Origin of the sequence: Jeotgalibacillus marinus (genome assembly GCF_040801915.1) — a bacterium.
GTDB lineage: Bacteria > Bacillota > Bacilli > Bacillales > Jeotgalibacillaceae > Jeotgalibacillus > Jeotgalibacillus marinus.
This window is the reverse complement of the sequence record NZ_JBFMIA010000022.1, coordinates 1-12528: the sequence shown is the minus strand read 5'-3', so window position 1 is coordinate 12528 and position 12528 is coordinate 1. Positions and strand designations below refer to the sequence as shown.

Genomic DNA, 12528 nt, shown 5'->3' with positions numbered 1-12528 from the left:
GTAAGTATGGTCGTTCTTCTCAATTGTAAGGAGGTGAAGGATTGAAAACGTCAAAAAATAAGTGTTTAGTGGCGATTCTATTTCTCACGTTTGGGGTACTCTTCATAGGTGTCTTCATCGTGGTAGGTATCTTGTTCTTTAACGAAAAAACAATCGTGGTTGATGGTGGTTTCATTCAAGATGCAGTCGATGAAGCTGATCCAGGAGATATCATATTAGTGAAAGCCAGTGGTGGTCCTTATGAGGAAGAGGTCACCATTAATAAGGACAATATCAAGCTGATTGGGATAGGGAAAGAGAAACCTATCCTAAATGGAACGGGCATGGTAGGTGTTGGAATAACGATTAATAATCCTGGCGCAATGGTACAGAATTTTATTATTCAAAACTTTGCTACTGCCATTCGCGCATTCGATGCAGATGGCCACATGATTAAAGGGAATAACGTTAAGGATAATGGGCTTGTTGGACTATTCATAGACAATTCCGATAACAACGTAATTAAAGAGAATACTGTTACGGATAATGGTAATGACGGTATTTTCTTAGCCAGTTCAGTTAACAACATGATTAAAGAGAATAGCGTTAAGGGTAATGAACAAGGTATGTTATTAAATAATGAATCGTCTAAAAACATCATTAAAGGGAATATCGTTAATAGTAATACGAATGAGGGTATCCGCTTAGAAGAATCATCTAGTAGCAACATGATTAAAGGGAATACCGTTAATGATAATAATTTTGGTATTTCTCTATCCAATTCCACAAGCAACATGATTAATCGGAATACCATTAATGAGAATGGGCAGGATGGTATTTTCTTAATTAGCTCAACTAATAACATGATGACAGGGAATAGAGTTAAGGATAATGGGGATGAGGGTATTTTGTTATCCACTTCAGATAGCAACATAGTGAAAGGGAATACCGTTAATGATAATGGTCAGGGTATCTTATTAAACAACGTAGCGTCTAACAATATCATTAAAGGGAATAAAGTTAATAATAATGTTACGGATGGTATTCAATTAACTGGTACTACCAATAACAATGATGTTTTCTTCAATCGTGCATTCGGGAATGGAGCTCTTCCTTTTTTCGATATCGAAAATTTCGGTACCAACAATTTCAAAGGGAATAAATGTGATACTAGTAACCAACCTAATATTTGTAATTGATCAGACTTAGCATCCTTCGTGGGTGCTTTTTTTGTAGTTGTCAATCTAAAAGGCGTGACCTCGTAGATTATCGGACTCATACTTTACCCGTTGCCTAATAATAAAGTGTCTCATTTTTTGGGTTCACTTTTATTTATAAGTGGGCTTACATTTTATTTTCTTTTACCCATGTTCGAATTTTATAAGTACCGTAAAACGCTACTAAAAAATTTAAAATCGAAAAAACTATATGAATCCATAGAACGTTTAATTCAGCTAATCCATTAAAATTAATTAAAGTAAATAAGACCAAACCTAACCCGTATGCATAGATCAATACATTAGGAACGATCCAAATAATTCGTAATCTATTATTTTTATTATTCATGATAAAATCTACTTTCCTAGTTCTTATATTTACTCATGAACGTAAGCGTATTTCCCTCTTCAATATGAAAATCTCCTGTTCCATCTCTTGCATCTGTGATGTACTTCCACGGCGCCCTCTCTAGGTTTACTTCTACATCAAGTACAATTTCCTTAAACGTTAATAATAGGAGTTTGTAAATAATCGTCTACACCATCCATCGAGAGGTGTTACCTGCCTGAAGGAAACCAAACCCCTATCTGTTTGGAGTATATTTCCATGATTTTGTCGAAAGGTTTATTGTCGAAATATTTGAAAAAAAGTCGAATGTTTGATAAACTTGTCTTATGTAAGGAGGGGATCCTATGGATACAAGATTTGGAGTTACGCTGAAAGAGCTTTTGAAAAAGCGTGGCATTAAACAAAAGGACCTGTCTGAAAAGTGTGGAGTCTCGACAAGTTTACTAAATAAAGTTATCAATCATGATAGGGAAAGCCATTTTGAAATCATTTTAACATTGGTACAAACCATAATTGATTTTGATAAACAATTACAAGAAAAAGAATTAATGGACTCTTATGTCCATAAAATTCGAAATTCTTCAAATATAAAGATGGCGATGGAATATTGTGATACACGTGACATGCGCGAAACACTTAAAATGTTGTGCGAAAGAGCAGATTCTAAGGCTAATCACAAGAATAACCTAAAAGAGTATTCGACCATGTACAAGCTAAACATGGAGAGAAGAAATCAAGAATCGGAATTGAACGATAATGTATCAATGGAATTGTTCCAGAAAATCATGTGTCAAAATAACAAAACTGAAGAAATGCAAATTTTTCAATCGATTATAGAGATCCTTCTGTTTAATCAGGAAATCAAGTATCTCAAATTAATAGATTTAATACCAAAGTTAGAAACTAAATTTGAGAAAATTGAAAAGGAAAGTTATGTTAATAAATCTCTGAAGATGCGCTTTAATCAATTGCAGCAAGTGACATACCTGCGAAACATTTGTGACTTTAAAAAAGTAAGAGAATTAGCGTATGAAGCGCTTGATCATTCGATGGGAAGACGTTTTGATGCTGCTCGGGTTGTACACATTGGGGAATCTTACATACACCAGGAAGATCCGACCGATGCGATAAAATACCTAACTAAGAGTATAGAAATTTATAAAGAATTAGGATTAGATTTTGCTGCTGATTGGATGCTAGAAAAAATCGAGTTTATCGGTATTTTGAGAGGGAGAAAATTTGACTTCGTAAAACATGATAGTAATATAGCTTTGAACTATATATTGGATGGTCAAAAAGAAGTAGGTTTAAAAATTCTTGATAATTTAGATACAACCCCTAAGACATTATATATAAAAGGTGTAGCTACGGACGACGCCTCATATTTTTGGAAATCACTAGAGGGATACATGCGTCGTGGAGATCGATTGTATGGATTGTTCAGCGTTCAAGAATTGAAACGTTTAGGGGAAAGAGAGGAGGCGGTAGACATGCTATATAATAACATTTCAAAGGAGGTGACTAGATCATTAATATGAAACTATTGTTATCGTTATGTATTGGTCTTTCGATTTTTAGTACGTATTCTACTGGAGCTGCGGAATTATCAATCAATCAATGAAAATCCTTTAGTCGAACAAGTAAAGCTAATGGATCAACCGACACCCTATTGATCTATCAATGTTTTGAAGCAAGAATGATCAGATACATGTGTCGTGGAGATTGAATGTATGGGTTGTTCAGCGTTTAAGAATTGAAATGCTTTGGAGAAAGAGAGAGATAGGTATAAATGTTATATAACAACATATCGAAGGAGGAATTGTATCATGAAACTATTGGTATCGCTATGTATCAATTTTTTGATTTTTGGTACGTATTCTGCTGGAGCTGAGGAATTATCAATCAATGAAAATCCTTCAGTCGAACAAGTAAATCCAATGGATCAACCAGTACCATACGACCAACCGACCTCTTATGATCAACCAGTACCATACGACCAACCGACCTCTTATGACCAACCAGTACCATACGACCAACCGACCTCTTATGATCAACCAGTACCATACGACCAACCGACCTCTTATGACCAACCAGTACCATACGACCAACCGACCTCTTATGACCAACCAGTACCATACGACCAACCGACCTCTTATGACCAACCAGTACCATACGACCAACCGACCTCTTATGACCAACCAGTACCATACGACCAACTGACATCATTGGATCAACCAGTACCATACGACCAACTGACCTCTTATGACCAACCAGTACCATACGACCAACCGACCTCTTATGACCAACCAGTACCATACGACCAACCGACCTCTTATGACCAACCAGTACCATACGACCAACTGACATCATTGGATCAACCAGTACCTTATTAATCTAGCAAGGTTTTGATGTGAAAATGATCTTACTAATAACTATTACTTGAGCAAATTTTGATTTCTCATTCTGATCACACCCCTTTTTTAGAGTAGTAGTCATTCACTGACAATTTAATTCTTATATAACACCCTATTAAACTACCCATTTAACTTATTTTTTCTGAATATATGTATAATTTATTCCCTCAGATACTCTCGTTATTTTTTGATAGAGACATAGAGCTACTATTTCACTCTACTGATCATTTATGCTGCGATTTCAAATCTTGGATGTATGAATTCAACTTCATTTTGGCTAGATTTCACCTGTCGATGGTGCTGTCCTTTTTTCAACATATATATGCATGGCTTCCACGCTACTCAATATAGAAGTGGCAGTTTCAAACGACTTTTTAACCATTTCGGTTGTTTTGTTTTTAATCGTCACTTTTTTCAGTAAGTATTTTAAGCTAATCAATTGGGTTACTGTTGTGATCATTTCATTTATTTTTATGGTGGTCTCTATGTTAGATCTTATTGTGTTAGGATATGCGGCGGATGAAATAAACCTAGTAATGTCTGAAACTCTATATATTTTCATTGCTATCGTTCTTTTTTCAATCGTTAATATTGTTATTTCTTATAGAAAAAGGGAGTAGAAGTGATCCTGTAGGATAAATGGGGTAGCGTCAGGATTTTGACAATTTACAACTTTAGAGTCTACACGTTCAGCAGGCGTATTGAATCGTTTTTTCATAATTTGCACAAAAAAGAGTAAATCCTTTGGGGTTTGCTCTTTTTTGTTTATATAACGATTACAGCGCCTAAAGGCAAAGAACAAGGGGAAGCTCTTTAAAAGTACTATGAGAGACTTATATGGTGTCTGTCAACGGTAACTGTCTGACTGAAGAGATAGCAAAAGGAATTTAAAGAGTTGATAGACTTGTGAAACTGAACTCTCTTGCATTGAACAAACACCGTCTTTGTTATGTCCTACAAGCATCAACTATTCACATGAAGTAATATTAAATTCACAAGAGGTAATCCACAATTCATCTTTCCCTGCAACCCCACGATTCTTCAACTCCTTGTACAGTTTAGCCTTTGACATGCCTGTTTACTCTGTGTTTTAAATAATTTCATTGGAATGATAAGACGCTTAGTCTTCTTTCTTAACTGTGACTATGAAAAGATATAAAATTATTTATAGCTGTGAGAGGTAAAATGAAAGGTGACAGAGAAATGATAAAAGTTGAATTTGAAATTAAGGCTGTAGACAAGAAGCTGTTAAATGGCTATGATGGATCATTTGAAAAATGTGAGATAGAAAGAAAAAAAAATTGAGGGAGCATAATGGTTATGAAAGGAAAGTGTATTAAATACTACGAATTTGGTAGACCACAAGACGTATTAAAGTCGGAGAATAATAAGGTCACTGATCCTGTTAGCGGGGAACTGCTCGTCCGTATGATCACCCGTCCTATCAATCCATCTGACATAATCCCGATACGTGGGGCGTATTCTCATCGCATTTCACTACCAGCTATTCCAGGATATGAAGGAGTAGGTGTGGTGGAGGAAGTAGGTCCTTCAGTTTCTCAAGAACTGCTAGGTAAACGAGTTCTTCCTTTGCGAGGGGAAGGAACATGGCAAGACTTTGTTAAAATACCTGAACAATACGCAGTTCCTATTCCTTCTTTTATGGATGACTTTATAGCTGCACAATTGTATATCAATCCAATCACGGCTTGGGTCATCTGTACGCAACAATTACAATTGACTTCAGACGACGTGCTACTTATCAATGCTGGTGGCTCGTCTGTTGGTCGTATTTTCGCTCAACTTTCAAAGATTATTGGTTTCCGTTTAATTGCTGTCACGAGGAACGGTTTATATACAGATGATCTACTTAATCTAGGTGCTTCTCACGTGATTAATACATCACAAGACTCCTTGATCGATACGGTACTGGAATTAACCGAAGGCCAAGGAGCCACAGCTGCGATTGATTCCATTGGTGGACTAGAAGGCACAAAGTTAGCTTTTTGTATTCGCCCAAATGGAACCTTGTTAATGATGGGTCTTCTTTCTGGGATTCCTATAAATGGGACAGAAATCGTAAAAAGGACTAATATTCACATGAGGTTGTTTCATCTCCGGCATTGGAATAAACAAACTACTTTACAAACATGGCAAGAAACCTTTCATGATTTGATTGAACTTATTCAAGATAGCAAATTACATCTTTCTCAGATGGGAGCTGCTTATCATCTCTTTGATGTGCAGGAAGCGGTTAAGAAGGGAGAGTTCCTTAATAAAGGGAAGATCTTTTTAACTAGTTAGAGGCAAAATAGTTTAAAAATATTGATTAAAGCAATCATAAGTACAATTACCGAGATCACAAAAAAATAAAATCGTCTGCAGATTGTTTTATCCGCGGCTGTGGTGCCAATATCGAAGTCTGGGCGGCGGGTATCCTCGGATGCGGCATCGTTATCGAAGCCTGCTCAGCACTTATCCGCACTTCATGCCAAACGTCCTAGATGAAACTGATTGGATGTAGCTTCTTTTAGTGTCCATTATTCAACCAGTTTTTCTTTAGAGAGATGACCAGCTCGCATCGAGTTTATAGCCTCAATCATCTTGTTTGGTTCGTCAGCTCTGAAGACAACAAAATTAACATATTTTTTTTAACCGTAAGTGCCTTTCATTAAAGCTGGTTCCTTTAAAGAAAGTTCATACTGTGGAGAATCAATCCATAACAATGAAAGATAGGTACCTTTAGGTATTTTAACGCCCAATTCTCGTTCTTTAGCCTTGTTTATGGTTTCGATATTGTTAATATTTACTTCAATACTACTTTGATAGCCAAGACGAATAGTGAGCTTATCCTTGGTGCTCGCATGAGGCAAATATTTCACGGAATTATATAGTCCGAGGATGTAAAATAGAGCATAAATAGTTAGTATCGTAAAAATCCACGCAAAAATGTCGCTCCATTTTTGAATAAGATAATGAAAAAGCGCACCTTCGACTACGAGCAGGATTAAAAGTAAGATTACAAACGTTTTAATTTGTGAAGTTTTATGATAAGAATAGGTTCCTTGTACTTCTACAAATGGTTTTTTGAACCACACCAGTACTGAATAATAATAAACGCTGAGTTCTGTTAGGACTGCTTCCAAAACGAAACCTTTTCCTAGCTTTGGTTCAAGTGATATTCGTGCTACTTCAAGAAAATCATGGCGCTTATTTGTATTGCTTCGCTTGTAACGAATGATACTTTTAACGATACTATACACAACGAAAATAATGATACTTACTTCCACAACGGGTAAGAGCAAAACTAAAATCTGATTAAAAAAACCTTTTTGAGAAGAAGGGATAATCAAATAAGAAGCTCCCAAACATAAAATAAATGAACCATATGTCAATAATTTTGGCATAGACTTCGGACGAATCAACAACAAGTAAATAATTAACGGCCCAAGGATCATCATCGATAACGTTAAAATGATAACGATCAAGTTATTAATGTTAGCTAATCGTAAAATAAAGTAGCTGCCTCCCATTAAAGTGAAAAGTAACCGGTACAGAATGTTTTTTCATGACGATTCCTCCTCAAGTACTTAACTTTATTGGTTAACCGGATAGGAAGACTCCTACCAAAACACAGCCACTAAAATTATTCAATTTTTGGAATAATATTGATATGATATCATTTTAAGGAAAGTGAAATGGTAGCGTCAAGTAATTTGTGTAAATGGACACAAATTGTCCAATTGCCTGTCTCTTCTTGAATAGTAAGTGAGATTTCTCCCATGTGGGGAGTACATATTTTTATCATCCAACCCAATTGACAATCCCTAACCCTGCTCTTCGGAGTGGGGCTTTATTATTTTGTGATAGGCCAAGGAAGTCCACTACTTAGCTAAATCTTTAGTAATAAGGACTAGCCCTAGATGAATAGGTTACTGGTGGGGCACAATTATAGGTTAAATTTGGCTACAAACACCTTGTGATTTTATTTGCCTACACAAAAATAATACGTAAAAGAGGTGTTAGGAGTGGAATTTGGAAAATGGTTAAAAATGTATACTGGAGAAGTACCATGGGAGGGTGAGTGCGATCACCAAAAAAAGAAGTTAGTTGATTGTTATTGCAAACAAACACCGTGTATATGTAATTGTGATTATTTAAAGTGGAATGAGATTCCTTATGCTGGGGAAAAAACACCTCCTACAAACCCAGAAGAACCGTTGGCGGGTTCATGGACAACATATTACTTAAAACGCTGTCGCAGTCTGTTTTTTACTAAACCTGAAGGAGAACCCATTTACTTTACTATTCTCAATCCAAATTATATTGATTTCGATAAACAACTTGAGTACGTATTAGAAACCAGAGATAATATGGCTCCATATCAAAAAACGATTGCCCGTTATTGGGGGGCAGGTGTTGCAACCAAACAATGGACACCAATTATCGATCGTCTCATTGACACATATGGTGTCACTGCACCTAGAGCAGCTAGAATTTTAGGTGCTGTCCAAAGTGCAATAAATGATGCATTTGTTGTGACGTGGTATTATAAATTCCTTTGGCTCGTTGCAAGACCGGATCAGTATGATCAAGAATTAGCAACGGTCTTGTGTACCCCTAGACATCCAACCTATCCAGCAGGACATTCAGCGATTGCTGGATGTGTGGCAGAAGTGTTGAAATACTTTTTTCCCGGGGAAGCAAGCCGTTTAGATGAATTAGCTGAACAAGCAGCGCTTTCACGTTTGTATGCCCTTGTTCATTTTCCAATAGATAATAAGGAGGGACTAAGCTTAGGAAGACAAGTCGCCCAAGTGGCAATAAATCAATTTAGGCAAGAAGTAAATTCACAAGGTAAACCGATAGATATTCCTTATGAAGATAACTTAATGGCTGTAATCCCGCCTTCACCCTATCCAGACGGACAAAGTATCCCGTATGATTTTGATACAACATGTACATCATTAATTCTCCCAGACGATTGTTAGGAAACCTTAATAATGCCCTCCATATTATTTTTTAGATGGACCACCATCATTCGATTTAAAAATGTTAATATATAGCTCCTTAATTTTTTCGACCAAGCGGCAAGATTCCTAATTTGGTGCCGAGTATTAGATTCTTGATAAGTAGTTACACATTTAAAAAGATTCATGTCACTAGTTCAACCAAGTGTTCATTCACTTGGTTTTTCATTTGCACTTTTTTGAATGCCAAGACTGTTTACAAAACTGTTGAAAATTAATGAAAATGCGGCGAACGAAGATGCTACGATTAAATAGAACTTATTATAGAAAGATATAAAGGGGAGAATAGATGAAACGAATGATTTTATTTCGCAATTTTATTGATAATCGATCATTATAAAAATGTGAGGTGTGAAGATGCAAAACAAAAATATAAAAATAGCGATACTCGTAACGTTACTTGTATTTGCCGCAGTGACTGCTTTTGTTGTCATTAACAACAATAATGCTAATAAAGACACAGTACACAGTGATCAACCATCCATTGAAGGGCAACCCACGATGGGAAATGTAGATGCGCCTGTTCAAGTTGTAGAATTTGGAGACTTTAAATGTCCTGCGTGTAAACGATGGGGAGAGGAAGTATACCCTCAACTAGTAGAGGATTATATTGATAATGACAAAGCTTCATTCTCCTATATCAATGTTCTCTTTCATGGAGAAGAATCTATTCTAGCATCGTTAGCTGCCGAGTCAGTGTTCAAAGCTGATCCAGATTCATACTGGGCATTTCATAAAAAAGTGTTTGATGAACAACCAAGTGTAAGTCATGATGGTGCTTGGGTGACTGTTGAGAAGATGTTGGAAGTAGCAGAAGCGACAACGAACATGGATTTACAACAACTAGAGAGTGAACTACAAGAAGAAACAATGATGGAAGAACTCAATACAGATATGGCACTTGTTGAGAAGTTCGAAGTCGCATTGACGCCAAGTATTATGGTCAATGGTACAATGCTAGAAGATCCATTTGATTATGATGCGATAAAAGCATTGATTGATGAAGCATTAGAGGATGAATAATCATGGAATCAACTAAATCGACAAGTCAGCTTTTTCTTTTTTTAGCATGGTTGATTTCTATGTTTGCTACTTTAGGAAGTCTTTATTTTAGCGAAATTCAAGGGTTTGTTCCTTGCGAACTTTGTTGGTATCAACGTATTTTTATGTATCCTTTAACAGTCATTCTAGGAGTCGGAGCTTTTCAAAATGATTTATCAGTCAAAAGGTTTGTTTTCCCTCTTGCGATCATTGGTGGAGCGATTTCATTTATGCACTATTTGGAACAAAAAATTCCTGATTTCGGAGGAGTTAAGCCATGTTTGAGTGGAGTTCCTTGTAATGCACAATATATTAACTGGTTCGGTATTGTTACGATTCCATTTCTAGCTTTAACAGCCTTTATTTTAATTATCCTTTTTATGGTTCTAGCGCATATTTTCTCAAAAAAATAACTTGATTAAAAAGCACTGATAAAGTGCTTTTTAATTCGGAAATTTAGAGCTTACAGGAAGGAGGAGGGTACAAATGCCCGAGTGGCCACCTCATTACTTTATGTTATTAGGAGTACTACTTGCAGTCGTAGCGTCTGTCATACGGTTTGCTGTTAGTTATTTCTATACGAAAAAGAAAGCGAAAAAAGCAAGTTCTAAGGTCTGAAGAAGGTTAAACCGAAAAAATAAGAGGGATTCCTTTTACAGGAACACCCTCTTATTTTTATTTATCAATTCTAATACGTTTTTACGGTTGGTGATTCATATGTATTAAATTGGTCAAGGAGTCCATTAGGTTCTGTATCAACAAGTGCCATAGAACGGTATTTTTCATGTAGAAACTGTTCCTTTGACATATGATTAAAAAGTTCAATAAGAGGGTCGTAATAATGATTGATGTTTAAAAGCCCACAAGGTTTTTGGTGAAGCCCTAACTGAGCCCACGTGAAAATTTCAAAGAACTCTTCTAACGTTCCTGGACCACCTGGTAAAGCGATAAATCCATCTACTAGCTCTGCCATTTTAGCTTTCCTCTCATGCATAGAATCCACAATAATCAGCTCTGTCAAATTCTTGTGGAATAATTCTCTTTTTTCTAGAAAACTTGGCATAATGCCGATTACTTGTCCTCCGTTTTCTAAAACGGAATTTGCAACTGCACCCATAATTCCTACACTTGCTCCACCATATACAAGTGCAATATCGCGTTTAACGAGTTCTTTACCAAGTTTTTTAGCGCCTTCTAAATAGACATCAGACGCTCCATTACTAGATCCACAAAATACGGCTAGCTTTTTCACTAACAATCGCCTCCTAAGGAAATCACTGTTTATGATTATATCAAAATTTTAATATTTTGATAAATTTAAGATATTGAAATGGGGAATAGAACTGAATGTAATTGAATGTCAACAATGGGTAAAGGAATATTATTAAAAATAGAGGAGGGTATGAGTTAGACATTTTTATTAACGGTTGAGGTTGCACGCGCTATAAGGTGTTGACATACCACCTTGCGAGTGTTTATTTTTGTATAATAGTATTTGAAAAAATATTAATCTATGGAAAGGAGGGTTAGATTATGAAAGTATCAACTATTTTAAAATGGGTGTCAGGAGGTCTTGAAGGTCTCCTAGGTATCCCTTTGTTGGGAGCTACTATTGTTATCGGATTAGCATGGATTCCACTTGGTATAATGGCACTTTTGCATATCGCTACATTAATTTTCAGCGTCCGAGAAGATACAAATAAGCACGGAAGTATATTAGGCATTGTTACTTCTGTTGTAGCTGTCATCCCATTTGTTGGAATGGTCATGCATATTCTTTCCGCAATTTTTCTCTTAATGGATGCTGCACAAACGAAATCAACGGAAAACACTGCAATATCTCAATAAAAATAAGCATTAACAAAAAACTTTCTTAACTCTTTAATGAAGATGAGAAAGTTTTTTGCTTTTGCGGGTTCAACGATGAAAGCGTTATTTAGTGGCCGAAGCTCCCAGGGTTTTTAGGATGTATAGATGGGTAGTTTAAGAAGAATATAAGTATCCGATCTACTTTTTCGAATGAATAATAAAGCAGATCAAGGAGTCCATTTGGTGCAGTATCAACCAGTGCATAGAACGGTATTTTTTATGGAGAAACTGTTCCTTTGCATATGATTAAAAGTGCAACAAGAGGATCGTAATAATAACTGATGTTTAAAAGTCCACAAGTTTTTTTGTGAAGCCTAACTGGATAGAGCAAGTGATGCAATATCCAATTCCAATAAAAAGGATATCATTTCGTTAAGTTCTCAACGTGTCTCTTAATCCTATAACTACAAAAGATCAACACGACAAACCCTATGCTAATAAAAAAGCCTATACTAAGCAGGTGAAGTGGACTTTTTGATCGGTTTTCGTATTCATTTTAAAAAGTCTGCAAAACGATCGTTTTATGGACTGAAATTTCCAAAAAAAAAGAGCCAAATTTGGCTCTTAATAGTTATTAACGTAAATATTATTAGTACAGATTAGTTTGGCCCCACACACCATGTGTTAGG

General features: G+C 36.0%; 11 protein-coding genes and 1 pseudogene. 9 read left to right on the top strand and 3 right to left on the bottom strand.

Going from position 1 to position 12528, the window contains the following annotated elements:
* Nucleotides 1–41: 41 nt before the first annotated feature.
* From AB1471_RS14925 to AB1471_RS14915, 3 genes are all read left to right on the top strand, one after another.
* Entirely contained in the window at nt 42–1178 is a 1137-nt protein-coding gene (locus AB1471_RS14925; RefSeq protein ID WP_367780568.1) for a right-handed parallel beta-helix repeat-containing protein, read from the top strand.
* Between the two features lie 711 nt (nt 1179–1889).
* The gene (locus tag AB1471_RS14920) at nt 1890–3083 is read left to right on the top strand and encodes an AimR family lysis-lysogeny pheromone receptor (protein WP_367780567.1); all 1194 of its coding nucleotides are present in this window, start codon (nt 1890–1892) and stop codon (nt 3081–3083) included.
* A 288-nt stretch (nt 3084–3371) separates the two neighbouring features.
* On the top strand, nt 3372–3938 hold the full coding sequence (locus AB1471_RS14915) for a hypothetical protein (RefSeq protein WP_367780566.1): 567 nt from the start codon (nt 3372–3374) through the stop codon (nt 3936–3938).
* Between the two features lie 249 nt (nt 3939–4187).
* On the opposite strand, the pseudogene AB1471_RS14910 reads toward AB1471_RS14915, so the two are convergent.
* Nucleotides 4188–4335: pseudogene (locus AB1471_RS14910) on the bottom strand (IS6 family transposase); the annotation flags it as partial.
* A gap of 944 nt (nt 4336–5279) precedes the next feature.
* On the opposite strand from AB1471_RS14910, the gene AB1471_RS14905 reads away from it, so the two are divergent.
* Nucleotides 5280–6263, top strand: coding sequence for a zinc-dependent alcohol dehydrogenase family protein (locus tag AB1471_RS14905; protein ID WP_367780565.1), 984 nt, complete (start codon nt 5280–5282; stop codon nt 6261–6263).
* A 347-nt stretch (nt 6264–6610) separates the two neighbouring features.
* On the opposite strand, the gene AB1471_RS14900 is transcribed toward AB1471_RS14905, so the two are convergent.
* Entirely contained in the window at nt 6611–7492 is an 882-nt protein-coding gene (locus AB1471_RS14900) for a hypothetical protein (protein WP_367780564.1), read from the bottom strand.
* Nucleotides 7493–7987: 495 nt separating this feature from the next.
* Here AB1471_RS14900 and AB1471_RS14895 point away from each other — a divergent pair, with 495 nt between their 5' ends.
* The 4 genes from AB1471_RS14895 (at nt 7988) to AB1471_RS14880 (ending at nt 10648) form a co-directional block, all read left to right on the top strand.
* Complete coding sequence (locus AB1471_RS14895; protein WP_367780563.1) at nt 7988–8950, top strand: vanadium-dependent haloperoxidase; 963 nt, start codon at nt 7988–7990, stop codon at nt 8948–8950.
* A 396-nt stretch (nt 8951–9346) separates the two neighbouring features.
* Nucleotides 9347–10012 carry a DsbA family protein gene (locus tag AB1471_RS14890; RefSeq protein WP_367780562.1) on the top strand — a complete coding sequence of 222 codons (666 nt, stop codon included), beginning with the start codon at nt 9347–9349 and terminating at the stop codon, nt 10010–10012.
* A gap of 2 nt (nt 10013–10014) precedes the next feature.
* Nucleotides 10015–10443 carry a disulfide oxidoreductase gene (locus tag AB1471_RS14885; protein WP_367780561.1) on the top strand — a complete coding sequence of 143 codons (429 nt, stop codon included), beginning with the start codon at nt 10015–10017 and terminating at the stop codon, nt 10441–10443.
* Nucleotides 10444–10516: 73 nt separating this feature from the next.
* Complete coding sequence (locus AB1471_RS14880; RefSeq protein ID WP_367780560.1) at nt 10517–10648, top strand: hypothetical protein; 132 nt, start codon at nt 10517–10519, stop codon at nt 10646–10648.
* A 70-nt stretch (nt 10649–10718) separates the two neighbouring features.
* On the opposite strand, the gene AB1471_RS14875 is transcribed toward AB1471_RS14880, so the two are convergent.
* Nucleotides 10719–11282: an LOG family protein gene (locus AB1471_RS14875; protein WP_367780559.1), complete on the bottom strand. Its 564-nt coding sequence runs from the start codon at nt 11280–11282 to the stop codon at nt 10719–10721.
* A 281-nt stretch (nt 11283–11563) separates the two neighbouring features.
* Between AB1471_RS14875 and AB1471_RS14870 the strand changes: the two genes are divergently transcribed.
* Nucleotides 11564–11878 carry a hypothetical protein gene (locus tag AB1471_RS14870; RefSeq protein ID WP_367780558.1) on the top strand — a complete coding sequence of 105 codons (315 nt, stop codon included), beginning with the start codon at nt 11564–11566 and terminating at the stop codon, nt 11876–11878.
* Nucleotides 11879–12528 lie beyond the last annotated feature (650 nt).

What these genes read in the sequence shown, in the direction of transcription:
- AB1471_RS14920 (WP_367780567.1), top strand. Translation starts at nt 1,890, where the DNA reads ATGGATACAAGATTTGGAGTTACGCTGAAAGAGCTTTTGAAAAAGCGT.
- AB1471_RS14915 (WP_367780566.1), top strand. Translation starts at nt 3,372, where the DNA reads ATGAAACTATTGGTATCGCTATGTATCAATTTTTTGATTTTTGGTACG.
- AB1471_RS14905 (WP_367780565.1), top strand. Translation starts at nt 5,280, where the DNA reads ATGAAAGGAAAGTGTATTAAATACTACGAATTTGGTAGACCACAAGAC.
- AB1471_RS14900 (WP_367780564.1), bottom strand. Translation starts at nt 7,492, where the DNA reads ATGGGAGGCAGCTACTTTATTTTACGATTAGCTAACATTAATAACTTG.
- AB1471_RS14890 (WP_367780562.1), top strand. Translation starts at nt 9,347, where the DNA reads ATGCAAAACAAAAATATAAAAATAGCGATACTCGTAACGTTACTTGTA.
- AB1471_RS14885 (WP_367780561.1), top strand. Translation starts at nt 10,015, where the DNA reads ATGGAATCAACTAAATCGACAAGTCAGCTTTTTCTTTTTTTAGCATGG.
- AB1471_RS14880 (WP_367780560.1), top strand. Translation starts at nt 10,517, where the DNA reads ATGCCCGAGTGGCCACCTCATTACTTTATGTTATTAGGAGTACTACTT.
- AB1471_RS14870 (WP_367780558.1), top strand. Translation starts at nt 11,564, where the DNA reads ATGAAAGTATCAACTATTTTAAAATGGGTGTCAGGAGGTCTTGAAGGT.